Origin of the sequence: Sporosarcina ureae, assembly GCF_002082015.1 — a bacterium.
GTDB classification, from domain to species: Bacteria; Bacillota; Bacilli; order Bacillales_A; family Planococcaceae; genus Sporosarcina; species Sporosarcina ureae_A.
In genome coordinates, this window is the sequence record NZ_CP015109.1 from 1,420,732 (window position 1) to 1,436,670 (window position 15,939).

Below are 15,939 nucleotides of genomic sequence, written 5' to 3' on the forward strand. Positions count from 1 at the left end.
GTCTTAATTTCTATTTCAAATAAAATAACCCACCACTTACTACTTCTACCGTAATCCGTGGCTTAAAACGTTCTTCCATGGCCTGCTTCTCCATCTCGTAACATTCAGGTTTAGGTTCTTGTCCCTCGTAGAAATAATCTAATACCGCTTGATCTTTCCTCCATCGCTTTTCTGCTTCCTCCACCCATGTCAGGTCTTCGTCTTCAATTATTTGAGAAATTACAGCATCCAATCGATCAAGCGCGCGAATAGGTGTGATGATATAAGGCAAATGAAATACTTGTTCAGATGACTGATCGGACAAATCCCGCATACTAACAGTCTCATGGAACTCTTTTATGACTGCCCCTGTCATCAAATTCATACCTACTGAATACAGTATCTCTTTTGTTTGATGACTGGTAAATGATACTTTATAATTGACACCGATCCAGGGAGTCAATATCAGTTGATCGCTAGTACCCTCCTCTGTACGTTCATACATTTTCACATATTGTCCCATTTCCTTAGTTACTTGAAATAATTGATGTAGCCGCGGAGATCCAAGGTGGATTACTTCCCCCTTCATTCCGTTTTGCAACTGTTGCATATCTGTAATTAACGTGAGCTGTGCGGGATTTGGTACTTCATTTACGCTTTCTATATACCTCCAATAAAAAGGACGGTTCATAATTCTTTTATCCATATCGATGGTCAACTGTACAGTTAGATAATGTTCGTTTCCATGAAGTATCTCACAGTCATTCTCCGTGAAAAATTTGTGAAGATACGTATGGATTTCCGTTGAATGCATTCATTTTCCTCCTCACATAGACCGTTCTTTCATTTCCAAAATATCATCTAATTCGCCCACTACTTGTTCAAATGTTTCAATCTTTCCTTGCAAAACATTCATCACATGATCATCAATCGTTTCTTTCACAGCCAGATTATAAATCTGTACATCGTGCTCTTGTCCTAATCGATGCACACGACCAATTCGCTGTTCTAACTTCATTGGGTTCCAAGGGAGATCGTAATTGATGACGTGATGGCAAAATTGCAAGTTAATTCCTTCTGCTCCAGACTCTGTTGCGATCAGCACTTGTGCTTGTTGCTTGAACAAATGCTTAATCCATTCACGGCTACTCTTGCTTAGCTTGCCATTGAAAATAACATTCGATATTCCATTTTCATACAGATAATCACTTAGATACAACTGTGTCATCCGATACTCAGTAAAAATAATTACTTTTTCATTCGCTTGTTTAATCAATTCCGTTGCCTTTTTAGCTTTTGAATGAATCGATAATTTCTCCAATTGTCTAATGACTTCTTCCACATGTGTAATTTCATCAACCTGTTTACATTCCGGCAATAACTTCCTCAATGTACCGATTGTCGCCTCGGGGCTACTACACATTTCCCTTTGTAATGTCATCGTAGAAAATGCACCTGAAAATACCGGTGATATTTGTTTCAGGTTGGATATGGCTGTGTAGGCTTGTCTTTCATAGTTTGTGAATGTGATTGGAACTGTATGAACTTTCCGCGTGGACCATTCTACACCCGTGTCTTGCCGCCTGTTTCGTACCATAACTTGGCTGACTAGTTCTTTTAAATAACTATCCCGTTCTTCATCACGATTTTTAGCAGAAAATACGGATGAAAACTCGTCATAGTTTCCTAAGTGACCTTGTTTGAGTAACGTCACTAGATAAAACAATTCAAACGTATCATTTTGAATCGGTGTAGCTGTAAGCAATAAACAAAATTTCTTTTTCAAACTTTGTACAAATTCATAGCTAATGGTCTTATGATTTTTTAACTTATGCGCTTCATCTACAATAATCAAATCATAGTCTTGCGCTACGATTTTCTCTTTATGCGGACTACGTTTGGCTGTATCCATACTCATGACGACTACGTCCACATAATCAAGCTCGTAATTCTTTTTGTACAGCAGCGCAGGGATGTGGAATTTTGTATACAACTCTTCCACCCATTGATTAACGAGCGAAGCAGGTACTAGAATTAGCACTTTTTTCACAAGGCCTCGCAGCAAGTATTCCTTAATGATGAGACCTGCTTCAATGGTTTTACCGAGCCCAACTTCATCTGCTAAAATCGCTTTGCCATTCATCTGTTCAATCACTCGTTCAGCCGCCTCTATTTGATGGGGTAACGGTTTTACGTTTGGTAAGTAAGCAAGTGACTGCAATCCAGTAAAATCTGTTATTAAATTATTTTTTGTGATGGCATAGCTCAAGTTATACAGAACTGAATTATTCCATGGTTCATGGTTTTCAAGTCGTTGAATAAATCCTTCTTTCCAAGAAGACGATCTTTCAATTAGCAATCCAATCACCTCAACTAGCTTATATGTTTTGATTAGAATACCCAGAATAGAAAATATTATGATAAGCAAAAAAGACCCTCCAGATGCTGAAGGGTTTTAGTTCTGGTATTTATCAGATTTCAAAAGCAATAAAGCTACCATTATCGGCAAAATCGGTTATATGAAGTACTCGGTCTGAAAATGATTCTGCGATCGTCGTATCTTTCCCGAGTGCTAATGTGAGCACATTGAATTCTTTTTGTTTTTTCTTCTCATTGAATTCAGTAAGAAAACTATCGCTAATTTCATCTTCTCCATCACTAACAAAAATAATATCCGCATGTTTGAAAGTGCTATCTTCCAGCACTTCAAGAGCTCCTTGCAGTGATAGTGTAAAGTCGGTTCCGCCACCTAAATATGTTCTGGCAAGTCGTGCAAGTTCATTTGAAGTGATATTCCCTTTAGTGAACACTTCTTTTTGAATGATTGTAGAAAATAATAGAACGCATAGATCCCGGCGTTGTTTCTTGGCGATTGATAGAAGCGCCAAGATGAATCCTTTTGACTGATTATCAAGCAACTTCATACTTCCTGATTGGTCCAGGCAAAAGATAATGGGGCCTTTGCCAAGATTCTCTCGCTTCTTCTGTTCAAACTGCATCGTGTTGCCCTCTGCAAAGCGGCGTAAGAAATCTTTTTTCGTCGAGCCATTTGCATATAATCCCAATTCCATCGGTAAGAGACGTTCTATTTCACTCCCAATAGTTACACCACGTCTCTCGATCGCCTCTACATAATTTGTCTTCTGCTTTTGACGCGCTACTTCTTGAAAACGACCAGCCCACTCTGCAATTTCTTGCATTTTCGGATCCATCGCGACTTGGTCTGCCACTGCAAGTTGTTCACGCAACGGCACTTTCTTTAACTCTGCGTCTCCTTTACCTGCACTGCTCCCACCCATCAGGGAAATTAGGCTGTCTTTTACTTTAATCGACTCTTCTACCGCTTCATCAATCGCTTGCAGAAATCGTTCGCCATTCGTTTCAAGTGTAAATTCGAGTTGATCATTTAACTGATCCGTAGCATCCGCTAGTTCTTGTATGGGGCCATTTTCTATTACGTCCTGTGGTTCATCTAAATGGTCAACTGGCACGTCATCTTGTAGCGCGTCTACGTCTTCCATTTTCTTCAGTAAGTCATCATCCATAGCTTTTGCTTCCGCTAGCCATAGATTGATTTTCTCAACTAATTTAACAGTGCAGACAGTTGCCGCCAGATCATCCAGTCGAGTAAAGTTTCTATATTCTTCAAAACGTTCATCTTTCATCAGCTTTTCTATAATCGTTTTGTTCGGTTTCAGTGCTGGATCTATTCGCTCTAGCACAATTCTTGGCTTCATTTTATATAGCGACGCCCAAACGTCACCAAGCAATGCTTCAGTAGTTGGCAATTGTCCTTCTTCCCTGACCTTTTGCAAACCGTCTGACATCTCAAACAATTCTTTAAAGCGCCTTTTATCAAATGCATCTGTATTCAGTACGGAGCGATGATCCCGAATAATTTTACTTCTTTTCATAGAATATCACTCCTTTTACATTCTGAAGAAGACTCCATGTTGCTCACCATTTCCATCCGTCTTTTCATTTGTTTCGCCATAGTAAGCCGCATCCATACGACTACTTTCTACTTCTTTTTTCAAGGAATTAATTTGTTCTTGTAAGTGGTCTACTTCAGCCGCACGGCTTCTATTTTTTTCTTTTAACTCATCTAACTCTGTTGATAAGGCAGAAATTTTCTGCACTGCTTCCATACCTGCTTCAGTTGACTGATCACGTACCGCGGAATCATAGATTTCATTCGCTTCGTTTTCAATGGCCGAAAGCCGTTGTGCTATACCATCTTGTGAATGTTTACGAACAATGTTGCAAACAGTCTCTTTTTGATCCAAAGTCTCCCAGAGTGCATTCTCAAGAATCACCAGATCATCCGTCTGTACAGACTCTCTTTGATGGATCAAGGCTCTCGCTTGTAAAATACCCAAAGATTGTTTGAATCGACGATCGGACGGCTGAATTCCTTCGTCTTGAAGTTCTCTTCGGATTGTAGATAATGTCTCATATACTTCATCAGGAATATGCACTCCGCTGGTCATCTGTTGAAGTTGCACTAAGTCATCCAGATGCATCGTCGGAATGTCGACATGTTCACCTTCATCTTTCATCATCGATACAAAGTTTGATTCATCCGCAATGAAATTAATTTCGAAACGTAACAGGAAGCGGTCAAATAATGCTTCGAGCCCTTCTCCTTCTTCAGGATATTCGTTAGACGCACCAATTACCGACATTAATGGGGCTTCAATAGGTTGTCCATCATTATAAAATAGTCTTTCGTTAATTAAAGTCAATAAACTGTTTAATATTGCAGAGTTTGCTTTGAAAATTTCATCCAAAAACACCAAATGTGCTTCCGGCATTTTCGTAGCAGTATTGCGCTTATATACGCCTTCTTCTAAATCTTTTAACGACAATGGTCCGAATACTTCTTCTGGGGTACTGAATCTTGTCAATAACCATTGAAAATAAGACGTACCATTGACGATCTTTGCCAACTCCACTGATAATGCTGATTTCGCTGTCCCCGCTGGCCCAATCATCAACATATGCTGTTTAGAAAGGAGAGCTACTAAAATTCCTTCTACTTCGTTTTCACGTTCAAAAAACTTTGCGTTTAATGCCTTTTTTATTTCATGTAACTTCTTTATATTCGTATCCATATAGACATCTCCTCAAATCATAATAGCGAATTATCGTTCTCTTTATGTAACAGTGTGACTGTAATATGAAGATTTTAACCGCTCATGCCGTAATTCTTTCATCACTCATGTACGAATCCACCTTGTATTCTTGTCTAACGTTATATACATAGTTAGAGCTTTGGATTTAGTAATCATGTATCGTAACCTGTCTACTTCTCTTACCCCTTTTAATCTTGATTAACTCCTCACACAAGTACTTTCTGAATGCAAGATGTCGATTGAAAGTAAAAGTACTCATGTTGTCATAATAAGTCATGAAGAAAAAATGATGTCGTCACACCTGCTTCTAAAGTAAAACTCAAAATAAACTTAGAAAAGTAAAACGATAACTACAGGTTCGAAGTAGAAATGATTCGCGTATCTCGATAAGTTAAATACCGTGATAACAAAAGAGGTTGAGGCAGAACAGAAAAAACGTAAAGGGAATGTCCTTTACGCTTTATTTCTGTTCTTATCAGTAAATATTTTTATATATTTTTTTAGAGTAACAGAGTGTACCGAAACGGAGAAAGGCCGACTCCTGAGGGATCAGCGTGCGTCTTGAGACCTTGGACAGGTGCCTTAATTTCTGCAAAGTACACAGAAATACGGCCAAGCGAACCCTACGTTGTTCGCTTGGCTCAAGCCACGCATGAAGATAGTTTACAGCCGTATTCCGATCAACTAAAACAGTTATTCGACCAAGTGACAGGAGGTCATCTGTTGATTTCACATAGAATCGCTTCTCTGTTTCTTCTTTTGTCTCCAAACACATGAAACACCTCTATTTAGTCAGCTTCCGACGGTAATCGCATTCCCTCGATTTTGTAAAGTAGATACTATACTCAATGCCGCCAGATAGCTTGTTTTAGGGTTATTTGGCATGGGTTCATTTTCAATTACTAAATTCATGTTACCGAAATCACCTTTTGCTTCAATAGTATGTGTGTTTTGTTGAACTTTCGGGTCCGCTATAACGCGTACTGCCGTCTTATCCGCGCCAAGTCCTGCAATCGATAATAATAATGCCACATTGACGTTTTTAGGAAACTTTTCAATAGCATCTATTGCTGCACCATCAAAAATGCATTCTTCTACATATTTCACATCCAGTCCCAGTGATTGGTAGGACTTCCTAGTTGTAATCCGTACTTCTTTTAATCCACCCAATGAGTTGGCTGATTGTAGAAGATCCAGTCCACCAATCGCCCCTGAAGGTAGATAAATATGTTGCTGATTCTGCCGTGCGACTTCTTTCATTTCATTCAAAAACCCGACATCTTTAAGTGCCCCGATACTACTCAATATCAAGTCTTTCTTATTGTCCAGCACTTCTTCCATATGCTCCATCGCCACTCCCACCGTTGCAGCTTCCACGACTACATCGACAGGTGATTGAATGAACTCCTGAAAGTTTGTATAGAACTTTGCGCTATACTGTGATTCTAGCCTAGGTCCTACTTTTTGATTACGTCCGAATATCGAGACAATTTCAGCGTCTACTTTGCCATTCCTATTGATACTTTCTAATAGATACTGCGCAATATTGCCAGTTCCAATTATGCCGATTTTCATTTTACAACACCTCTTTCATCAGTATATATACTATTCCAAGAAATAGCTGACTTTCTATTACCATACCCTTCCCATACATAAACGACACAAGGACGGAATAAGATGATACGGATTTAGATAGATAAACTAGGGGGTATGTAGGGATGGCTAGTTATACAGATAATTACGAACGAGATACGTACGGTCTTATCGATTTTTGGGTGCGTAATAACTTCGAACATGGAGAGTTTTTCGATCGAGAAATCAGTCACCACGAGCTGGAATTAGCACGCGCCAATCAAGAAATGATTGACCGCATGGGAAAAATCTTTAAAAAGACTGAATCCAAAACTGGCGATATCGGATTAATTATCGATGAGGCAAAAAGCTCTACAAAAGAATTCGCTGATCTACTAATTCACACGATGGATCGCGCATTGCATTGCGACGTTATTATTTCAACTCCTACTTCCCTTCTGGATCACATGATTCGAGAAGCTGAAGAAGCAGAGCGTGTGTTCAAATTAATTGAAACGAACTCTTACATTACGCCAGCCGATGCGACACTGCATGAGAACAACTTTTGGCTTCGTCAAATGCTCGACCACCTTATCTTTATCAGTCATTACGTAGATGCTTCGAACTATGAATTACATGATCAAGTGCGTGCAATGACAAGGAAGTTTGAAAACCTCCTGTTACAGGCTCAATCTTTGAAAACTATCATTCGTAGACCACGCAATGAAGTTCCACCCGTGTTGAATACATTCAATCAAATGGTGATCAAAGAAGCAAAGGCACTGGAAGCTTTTAAGTTGGAATTAAGTGAACTGATCAAAGCCTGTGCCGCGGTTACGACTGCCCCGCCTGATTTGTTAGAGCATATTGCGAGAGAAGCGCATCATCTGTGGAAAAATCTTGAGGATCAAGTGGTTAACTAAATCACACGAAAACATGACGAGATATATTTCCTTGTCATGTTTTTTATATTCATCACATGAAATTCTACTACAGTAAAACTATTCTTCCTCAAGCTTCGTTATAGTAGTAGAGAGGCGGTGGTGGGAATGGATTCCGTGGAACTGGAACAGGTTATGGATCAATACGGGGAACATTTATTGAAAATGGCCTACTTCTATTTACGTGACCATGAACTGGCGAAGGATATCGTCCAGGAGGTGTTCATTTCATTTTACGAGAAATCGAACTATCAAGAACGAGGAAAGTTACGCGCTTATTTAACGAAACTAACAGTCAACCGTTGTAAGGATTATTTGCGAAGCTGGTCATTCAGACATTTGAAATTCAATAAAGAGTTGGTAGAAACCATACATACTGAACATGATCGATTGATTCTAAAAGAAGAAAAGTCTGTGATTGCTTCTGCTATATTGGCATTACCTATAAAATATCGAGAAATTATACTGTTTTATTATTACGAAGAACTAACTATGCGAGAGATTGCTGCGTTTCTTGATCTGTCGGAAAACACCGTGAAAACGAGAATGACCAAAGCACGTATTTTGTTAAAAGATAAACTGTCAGCTGATTATTGGGAGGTGCTTTCCATTGAATAAGGTGAAAAAAAGTTTAGACGCTGCGGCGGGAGACGTTTTCAATGATAAAGAAGAATTAAAGCAACGAGTCCTTTACGATGGACGTAAACGTAAAAGGAGAAATCCACTTCCACTAGTTGCTTCAGCTATTGTTTTAGCTGCTATAGCATTTATCACGTTCAATGTATTACAAAACGGTTCTACTAGCACAAATGGTAGCGCATATAAAATAGACGAGACATTATATGATCTCATGCTTAAAAGCGAGCGGCTTGATCAAGGGGAGTCCGATGAATTACGGTACAGAGTCTTTCAAAGTATTCTAGAAATTGATTCTGTTATGGGTTACGCAGCTTCCCAAGGCTACAAAGAAGATTTAGAGGAAATCAATACAATAGTTAATGAGCAACAGCAAACATTTTTTGATGACTTTACAGAAGAACAAGCAAAAAAAATTGAAGTAACCCAAATGGAAAAGTTCGGCTACAATTATGACCAATACTTTAAAATCATTTTGACTTATACTCAGCGACACACAAATGCAATGAACTGGCTCGAACGTAATAAATCAAAAGACAAAACAACCCAACGACAAATACTAGACGCTTTCCAAAAAGAGCATCAACAAGTCATCACAGCATTCATGGAGAAGAAATCCATTCCAGATTTAACGGAAAAGTTTCGAACTCAGAAGTTAGATGGCGTGGTAGCATCTGCAGATCAAGGACAAGTATTGCTTGTGTTAGGGCTTGAACCAAAAGATTATGAGGGTCTATCTACGGATGAAATAATAGAGGCAGCTTATGAATCGGCCTGGTTCGACTCCAGCGAATCCTTTGATGGTATTCAACCTGATATGCATATTGAAATTACTTTTGATCCACTTTCATACGCTATCACTCAGCAAGAGCGTCCGACAAGATTCCATGACATAATCAAATGGAATGAATATGAAAAATGAAAAAGCGGTAGTCCAATTTTAAAGGACTACCGTTTCTTCACGTAACTCATTACTTCACTAGATATATACATTGGAAGTCAATATACTTAAAAACGCTCTATACTTATCTGAGTAAGTAAGTGAGTTTTATTTTACCACCGTCACAGGACAATCAACATGTTTCATTACTTTATGACTGACACTACCAAGTACCATTTCCTGAATAGTATTCAATCCACGACTGCCGATCACTAGTTTATCAATTTTCTTTTCATTGACATACTGAATGATTTCCTGACTGGGATTGCCTTTTAGCATGATCACTTTAGCATCGACCGCGACTTCCTTGGCCATCGCTAAAATCGGATGTAATTTTTGCTCACGTTTTAATGATAGACTTTCAGGGCTTTGCGATAATAAACGTTCATCTTTGGCTTTGTTATAATCCTGGACATAGATAACTTCTAACGTGACTTTAGGTAAATACTCCGCCAGCATTATTGCGTGTTTCGCAGCACGCATTGCATTTTCTGATCCATCAATTGCTACAGCTATCTTCATACTATTCACTCCTTCACAATAATTTTTCATACAGTTGTTGGCTCGAGGAATTTAACCCCCGCATCGTGACGTTGATCCCCCTGCTTTCTAATTTGCTCACAACTTTAAAAATAGCAGCTACAGCAGATTCATCCCACAACTGGCTATTTTCAAAGTCGATCGTGATCCTCTTTTCATTCACATGATCAAAAGCTTGAATGAATTTTGTTGTGGAAGCAAAGAATAGCGGTCCTTGGATTTTATAGACTCCATCGTGATTGGTTACAGTCACGCGTGAAATCTTCGCTACAAAGAATAATGCACTTAGAATAACTCCAATAACCACGCCAATTGCCAAGTTATGCGTATATAAGATGATAGCCACTGTAACAAGCATCACTACAGACTCTGAACGTGGTGCAGAGCGCAAGAACTTAAACGAACCCCAATTAAATGTTGTCGCAGCTACCATAACCATGACCCCAGCGAGAACTGGCATCGGAATTTTAACGACTACATCTCCCAGTACAATAATCAAGAACATCAAGAATACTCCTGCGGTCAGCGTGGACAAACGCCCTCTGCCCCCCGACTTCATATTGATCACCGATTGGCCTATCAATGCACAACCTGCCATACCTCCGAAAAATCCAGTGATGAAGTTGGCAATACCCTGTCCGCGTGCTTCACGGTTTTTATTACTCGGAGTATCTGTTATATCATCCAACACCTGTGATGTTAGCAACGATTCCAGTAAACCAACAATTGATAAAGCTAATGAATACGGTAAAATAATCTTCAATGTTTCAAAGTGCAACGGAATATCAGGGAAAAAAAATGTCGGCAATGAGCTCGGCATCGTCCCTAAATCACCGATTGACTGCAACTTCACACCACTAAATAATGCAATCGCCGTCATGACGACAATGGCGATCAGTGGAGCGGGTATAGCTGTGAAAAAACGTGGTACCGCATATACCAATATTAGTGTCGCAATGGCGAATACATATGTCATCGTACCAGCACCAACCAAGTACGGTAATTGCGTAATGAAAATCATTATTCCAAGCGCATTGACGAACCCAAGCATGACCGAATTCGGAATGAAGCGCATTAGATTCGCGACTCCTAATGAGCCTAGAATTAATTGTATTATACCTGTTAAAATAGTTGCTGCCAGCACATATTCAAGACCGTGATTGGCCATTAAACTGACGAGTACTAGAGCCATTGCACCTGTTGCGGCAGATATCAGACCTGGACGACCTCCCACAAACGCAGTTATAACTGCAATAGTAAATGATGCATATAACGCTACACGCGGATCGACACCCACGATAAACGCAAAAGCTAATGCTTCCGGAATGAGCGCCAATCCTACGACAATCCCTGCCAATATATCCGCTCGCACATTCCCGAACCATTGTTGTTGTAATGTTTGCATATTGTTCCCCTCTCATGATGTCAGTCATTTTCCATGTTAGAATGTAAATAGCATAACATTTACAGTCCCATAAGTGAATGGTTTTGGGAGGAAAGGAATGAATAGATGAAGTATGGATATATACGGCCGACCGTATCTGATCAACAAGCAACTAGTCAGTTAACCAGTCTAATAACAGATGAAGTTTACATAGAGGCACATGGCTTAGCCAAAAAAAGAACAGAACTTGAACGCTTATTTATGCAAATACAAAATGGGGATGAATTGTACGTTCAAAACATTGAAGTATTAGCTGACTCGCTTCAGCAGTTTCTTGATATTTTACGATTAGCAGAACGGGATCAGCTGATGATTTATTTTGTCGACGATGAGTTAACTAATCAATCGATGATGAATGCTACACTACTTCAAAATATTGAGTTTTTTACTAGTTTACAATCTATATTCTTAAGTCATTCTTCTACTTTCACCTTGCAAGCTGCCAAGCAGGAAGGTAAATCAATCGGTCGCCCACGAAAATCTGATGTAAATTTGCAACTTGCTTTTGAGATGTATGATAGTAAAGATTTTTCGTTGTACGAGATCAAAGAAGCGACCGGGATCAGTAAATCAACGCTTTATCGTTACTTGGATGAACGAGCCTCAACAACGTCGGATGATAAATAACATCTACATCCGACTACTTTTGTTATCATGACTGGCTCCCACCAAAGTCCCCTCTTTTAATTTCTGACACGTCGTAAACTGCGACAAATGCCCGTTTATCCACGTCACGTATTACTTCCTTCATTTTATTATCTTCTAACCGGTGCACGATACATGTGATTTCTACGTATTGCTTACTTGTATGACTACCTCTCACCACTTGATACGTAGCCGCGCGACCAATATCCTCATGTATTGCTTTTACCATTTTTTCGGGTTTATCCGTTACAATTTTAAAAGATTTTGATCCACTAAACCCTACCTCCATTATAGAGATCACCTTAGAAGCAATAAAATAAGCGATAGCTGACATAATAGCACCCGTTAAACCAAATACTGTAGATACGATAATAAAGACAAATACATTAAGAAATAAAATTAAGTCACTCGTTCCAAAAGGTAACTTTCTAGATAGTAGTACTGCCAGCATATCGATGCCATCTAGTGCTCCTCCATTACGCAAAGCCATTCCTATACCTACTCCGATAATGATGCCCCCAACAACTGTCACCAGTAACGTATCACCCTCTACAATAGTAGGTATGTGATGCATTAAACTTGTACTAGTACTAAGTGATACGATACCAACTACCGATAGTACCGCAAAACGCTTACCTATCTGCTTATAGCCGAGAAAAATAAACGGTATATTTAAAACCGCAATTAAAAGCCCTAACGAAAGTCCAAAAACCTTGGAACCAACGATACTTAATCCAGTTACACCGCCATCAGATACATTATTGGGTATTAGAACCGACTCAAGTCCGTACGCTGTGATTAATGCACCCAACATAACGAAAAAGGCTTGGAATACAAAACGCAACTTATTATGCGTTTGTTTAGTAATTACTTTCATTTTCTCACTTCCTTCATTATGAATGAACACCATTATCCATGTTTACTATACCCTTTTTCCCACCTAATCTATTCCGCTAATTATTATTTTCCTGCATCAACTATCCTAACTAAAACTTTTCTACGATAACATTAATATAAATAGTAGTCTAAATAACTATTAGTAGACTACGAGCATAATAGCAGTTATAGTTAAAAGTATCTATACTCAATTAAATTATTAGGAGGCATGATAGATCATGTTTACGTTCAAAAGCATCCGAGGAAAACTATTGACCGGTTTTTCCATAGTTGTAGTACTAATTATTTTACTTGGCTTATTTATTTTCTCTACACTTCATGCGAATAACGAAGCAACGAGAAATATTCTAGAAAAAGAATTGCCGCTATTGATTGCAGATGAGCAGCTATCGCTTGATATGGCAAACCGAATTTCTAGTTCGAGAGGATTTATTCTGACAGGGGAAGCAAGTTATAAAGAGTTATTTGATACATATACAGAAGATAGTGAAATGCATCAAGCTACTATTAAAAAGATAGGAACTTCCGAGGAAACAATGGATTTAATTCGAAGAACTGTTGAATGGCGTGAGTACGTCTCAGAGAATGTATTCGCTGAACATGCACGCGGTAACAAAGAGCTAGCAGAACGTAATCTATTGGCAGTTAATGATGACGCACGCGAATTAATGACTTCGTATGAAGAAGCTGCGCAAAATCGAGAAATGATTATTATTGATATTGAAAAGAATTTACTTTCCAGTGGAAACAACACCTTGGTTTTAGTTACTACCATCATTCTACTAGTCATTCTTTTAAGCTTGGCGGTTGCTTTATTCACTGCAAATTCAATATCTAAACCACTTCACACTGTTATGGAGCGCATGAAATTAATTGCAATGGGAGATTTAAGTAGTCCACCTTTAGAGACGAAGTTACAAGATGAAATTGGACAACTGATCGAATCTACAAATGAAATGAGTAGCAATACACATAATCTATTGGATGAAATTCACATCGTGGCTCAAACAGTTTCTTCTCAAAGTGAAGAATTGACACAGTCTGCGGGTGAAATTAAAGCAGGTACAGCACAAATCGCTACAACTATGGAAGATCTGGCATACGGCACAGAATCGCAAGCTACCAATGCAAGTAGCTTATCAACCTCAATGGAAAATTTTGTTGCAAGAATAATGGATGCCAATGAAAACGGTACTTATATTCACCAGTCATCAAATGAAGTACTTTCGATGACAAACACGGGAAGCGAAGCGATGAATACTTCTTCTAAGCAGATGAAAGTTATCGATCAGATTGTTCATGATGCAGTTGTAAATGTTGAAGGATTGGACAAGCATACTCAGAATATTTCCCAACTCGTAGCTGTGATACAAAATATTGCAGCGCAAACTAACTTATTAGCATTGAATGCAGCAATCGAAGCTGCACGTGCTGGTGAACACGGTAAAGGGTTTGCAGTTGTAGCCGATGAAGTACGAACTCTTGCAGAACAATCTTCTGAATCTGTTACGAACATCACTGAAATCGTCAATAAAATTCAAAGCGAATCTAGTTCAGTAACAAATTCTTTGCGTGAAGGTTATAAAGAAGTTGAAGAAGGCACAAATCAAATTGAACGTACGGGCGAAACATTCCATAAGATCAGTGCTTCTGTAACTGAAATGGTCACACGTATACAGACTATTTCTAATGACCTGCAAAACATATCTGAAACAAGTCAGGAAATGAGCGGTTCGATCGAAGAGATTGCTGCAATTACTGAAGAATCTGCTGCGGGAGTTGAACAAACATCAGCTTCTTCCCAACAAGCAAGTAGCGCTATGGAGGAAATAGCGAGTAATTCTAATGATTTGGCCCAATTGGCTGAAGAACTTAATAATCTTGTCCGAAAGTTTACCTTATAGAAAGAAAAAGCGTCTGCTATTGTGCAGACGCTTTTTCTTCATGTACTTTATTTCAGATAGTTCGCTTTCCACAACCCATTTAGGATATTCCGCTAACGGTAATCCAAATACTCTTTGCTTTCCATCGGATGCATATTAATCAATTAAACAACGAAAAGTCGGTCTATTACTTTTACTTTACTTCTATTTGTCCCATCATTCCATTGTCTTCATGTTCTAAAATATGACAATGGAACATATAGACACCTTTATGTTTGAATTGTATAGCGATTTTCACTTTTTCTCCCGGATGAACAGAAACAGTGTCTTTCCAACCTCTTTCGTTTTCCTTTGGTTCCACACCATCTCTTGAGAGTATTTTAAATTGGGTACCGTGAATATGGAATGGATGAATCATACCACCCATCATATCTTTCTTATTGTAGATTTCCCACACCTCAGTGACACCTTGCTCTTGTGTGAAATCAATTCTTTGAGGATCGAATTTCTTTCCATTGATTGTCACATGATCCATCATGCCAAACAGTTCAATGTTTTTTGTGACCGGCATAGCTTTTTCTTCATCTGTCACAGAAAACTCATTCAACTGTTTCACTGCTTGTGTACTCGCTACCTCTTGATCTAATACTTCAAACGGTAGAAGGATGGATCCATCTTCATTAATTAATGATAAATCATTTAGCGAATTGAGCTGTGAAAAATCAATGATAATTTCTGCTCGTTCTGCTGGTGTCAAGGTAACTTCGTTCAATGTGACGGGTTCATTCAAAAAGCCGCCATCTGTCGCGATTTGAACAAACGATTCACCCTTATTTAGCTTGAATGTGAAGTTCCTCGCATTCGATCCGTTCAGCAAGCGAAGACGCACTTGTTCTTTCCCTACTTTTAATACGGGATTTACTGTGCCGTTAACTAATAATGTATCACCTATCGTCCCATCCTTATTCATCACAGCTTTATAATCTAATTGATGTTGGTCATCGAAAATCCGGTCTTGGAAAACTAAAGGAATGTCATTCTCTCCATATTGTTTAGGAATTTCTAACTCGGCTGAATTAGAATCTTCAATATAAATCAGTCCTGCTAAGCCTTTATATACTTGTTCAGATGTCTTGCCCTCTGGATGGGGATGAAACCATAAAGTAGCCGCCTCTTGTGTGACTTCAAATTCTATTGTCTCTTCTTCACCTGGACTGAGTGTTTTATGTGGTCCGCCATCTGCTTCGCCAGACACTTCTAAACCATGCCAATGAAATGTTGTTTCTTCATCTAATTCATTTATCGTATTTATTTTTACAGTTTCACC

Annotated in this window: 14 protein-coding genes; 5 read left to right on the plus strand and 9 right to left on the minus strand. The window is 38.8% G+C overall.

The genetic code is table 11. The annotated features are described in order from the left end of the window. Positions 1-10: 10 nt before the first annotated feature. The 5 genes from SporoP17a_RS07060 to nadX all read right to left on the minus strand — a co-directional run bounded on the left by SporoP17a_RS07060 (position 11) and on the right by nadX (position 6,689). A complete protein-coding gene (locus tag SporoP17a_RS07060) occupies positions 11-793 on the minus strand; it encodes a YqhG family protein (RefSeq protein WP_083034031.1) in 783 nt (260 codons plus the stop codon). 12 nt (positions 794-805) lie between these two features. Further along, the gene (locus tag SporoP17a_RS07065) at positions 806-2,338 is read right to left on the minus strand and encodes a DEAD/DEAH box helicase (protein ID WP_208859835.1); all 1,533 of its coding nucleotides are present in this window, start codon (positions 2,336-2,338) and stop codon (positions 806-808) included. Positions 2,339-2,450: 112 nt separating this feature from the next. Further along, entirely contained in the window at positions 2,451-3,893 is a 1,443-nt protein-coding gene (locus SporoP17a_RS07070; protein ID WP_083034032.1) for a VWA domain-containing protein, read from the minus strand. Positions 3,894-3,908: 15 nt separating this feature from the next. After that, positions 3,909-5,093 carry an AAA family ATPase gene (locus SporoP17a_RS07075; RefSeq protein WP_083034033.1) on the minus strand — a complete coding sequence of 395 codons (1,185 nt, stop codon included), beginning with the start codon at positions 5,091-5,093 and terminating at the stop codon, positions 3,909-3,911. A gap of 813 nt (positions 5,094-5,906) precedes the next feature. Continuing rightward, positions 5,907-6,689, minus strand: a complete 783-nt coding sequence (gene nadX, locus SporoP17a_RS07085; RefSeq protein WP_083034035.1) for an aspartate dehydrogenase — start codon at positions 6,687-6,689, stop codon at positions 5,907-5,909. Positions 6,690-6,832: 143 nt separating this feature from the next. On the opposite strand from nadX, the gene SporoP17a_RS07090 reads away from it, so the two are divergent. The 3 genes from SporoP17a_RS07090 to SporoP17a_RS07100 all read left to right on the plus strand — a co-directional run bounded on the left by SporoP17a_RS07090 (position 6,833) and on the right by SporoP17a_RS07100 (position 9,185). Then, a complete protein-coding gene (locus SporoP17a_RS07090) occupies positions 6,833-7,609 on the plus strand; it encodes a DUF2935 domain-containing protein (protein WP_083034036.1) in 777 nt (258 codons plus the stop codon). A gap of 126 nt (positions 7,610-7,735) precedes the next feature. Beyond that, positions 7,736-8,245, plus strand: coding sequence for a sigma-70 family RNA polymerase sigma factor (locus SporoP17a_RS07095; RefSeq protein WP_083034037.1), 510 nt, complete (start codon positions 7,736-7,738; stop codon positions 8,243-8,245). Beyond that, positions 8,238-9,185: a hypothetical protein gene (locus SporoP17a_RS07100; RefSeq protein ID WP_083034038.1), complete on the plus strand. Its 948-nt coding sequence runs from the start codon at positions 8,238-8,240 to the stop codon at positions 9,183-9,185. Before SporoP17a_RS07095 ends, SporoP17a_RS07100 begins: the two co-directional genes overlap by 8 nt. Before the next feature lie 126 nt (positions 9,186-9,311). On the opposite strand, the gene SporoP17a_RS07105 is transcribed toward SporoP17a_RS07100, so the two are convergent. Together SporoP17a_RS07105 and SporoP17a_RS07110 are read right to left on the minus strand one after the other, a co-directional pair. Beyond that, positions 9,312-9,725 carry a universal stress protein gene (locus SporoP17a_RS07105; protein ID WP_083034039.1) on the minus strand — a complete coding sequence of 138 codons (414 nt, stop codon included), beginning with the start codon at positions 9,723-9,725 and terminating at the stop codon, positions 9,312-9,314. A 13-nt stretch (positions 9,726-9,738) separates the two neighbouring features. After that, positions 9,739-11,148, minus strand: coding sequence for a SulP family inorganic anion transporter (locus SporoP17a_RS07110; protein ID WP_083034040.1), 1,410 nt, complete (start codon positions 11,146-11,148; stop codon positions 9,739-9,741). A 105-nt stretch (positions 11,149-11,253) separates the two neighbouring features. On the opposite strand from SporoP17a_RS07110, the gene SporoP17a_RS07115 reads away from it, so the two are divergent. Next, positions 11,254-11,814: a recombinase family protein gene (locus tag SporoP17a_RS07115; RefSeq protein ID WP_083034041.1), complete on the plus strand. Its 561-nt coding sequence runs from the start codon at positions 11,254-11,256 to the stop codon at positions 11,812-11,814. Between the two features lie 25 nt (positions 11,815-11,839). Here the strand turns inward: SporoP17a_RS07115 and SporoP17a_RS07120 are convergent, their stop codons facing one another. Beyond that, positions 11,840-12,709, minus strand: coding sequence for a YitT family protein (locus SporoP17a_RS07120; RefSeq protein WP_083035935.1), 870 nt, complete (start codon positions 12,707-12,709; stop codon positions 11,840-11,842). A gap of 238 nt (positions 12,710-12,947) precedes the next feature. On the opposite strand from SporoP17a_RS07120, the gene SporoP17a_RS07125 reads away from it, so the two are divergent. Next, complete coding sequence (locus SporoP17a_RS07125; RefSeq protein WP_083034042.1) at positions 12,948-14,633, plus strand: methyl-accepting chemotaxis protein; 1,686 nt, start codon at positions 12,948-12,950, stop codon at positions 14,631-14,633. A gap of 172 nt (positions 14,634-14,805) precedes the next feature. Here the strand turns inward: SporoP17a_RS07125 and SporoP17a_RS17240 are convergent, their stop codons facing one another. Next, positions 14,806-15,924, minus strand: coding sequence for a multicopper oxidase family protein (locus SporoP17a_RS17240; protein WP_420542201.1), 1,119 nt, complete (start codon positions 15,922-15,924; stop codon positions 14,806-14,808). Positions 15,925-15,939 lie beyond the last annotated feature (15 nt).

Excerpts from the sequence above, each read along its gene's own strand:
- SporoP17a_RS07060 (WP_083034031.1), bottom strand. The coding sequence starts at position 793 with ATGCATTCAACGGAAATCCATACGTATCTTCACAAATTTTTCACGGAG.
- SporoP17a_RS07070 (WP_083034032.1), bottom strand. The coding sequence starts at position 3,893 with ATGAAAAGAAGTAAAATTATTCGGGATCATCGCTCCGTACTGAATACA.
- SporoP17a_RS07075 (WP_083034033.1), bottom strand. The coding sequence starts at position 5,093 with ATGGATACGAATATAAAGAAGTTACATGAAATAAAAAAGGCATTAAAC.
- nadX (WP_083034035.1), bottom strand. The coding sequence starts at position 6,689 with ATGAAAATCGGCATAATTGGAACTGGCAATATTGCGCAGTATCTATTA.
- SporoP17a_RS07090 (WP_083034036.1), top strand. The coding sequence starts at position 6,833 with ATGGCTAGTTATACAGATAATTACGAACGAGATACGTACGGTCTTATC.
- SporoP17a_RS07095 (WP_083034037.1), top strand. The coding sequence starts at position 7,736 with ATGGATTCCGTGGAACTGGAACAGGTTATGGATCAATACGGGGAACAT.
- SporoP17a_RS07105 (WP_083034039.1), bottom strand. The coding sequence starts at position 9,725 with ATGAAGATAGCTGTAGCAATTGATGGATCAGAAAATGCAATGCGTGCT.
- SporoP17a_RS07110 (WP_083034040.1), bottom strand. The coding sequence starts at position 11,148 with ATGCAAACATTACAACAACAATGGTTCGGGAATGTGCGAGCGGATATA.
- SporoP17a_RS07115 (WP_083034041.1), top strand. The coding sequence starts at position 11,254 with ATGAAGTATGGATATATACGGCCGACCGTATCTGATCAACAAGCAACT.
- SporoP17a_RS07120 (WP_083035935.1), bottom strand. The coding sequence starts at position 12,709 with ATGAAAGTAATTACTAAACAAACGCATAATAAGTTGCGTTTTGTATTC.
- SporoP17a_RS07125 (WP_083034042.1), top strand. The coding sequence starts at position 12,948 with ATGTTTACGTTCAAAAGCATCCGAGGAAAACTATTGACCGGTTTTTCC.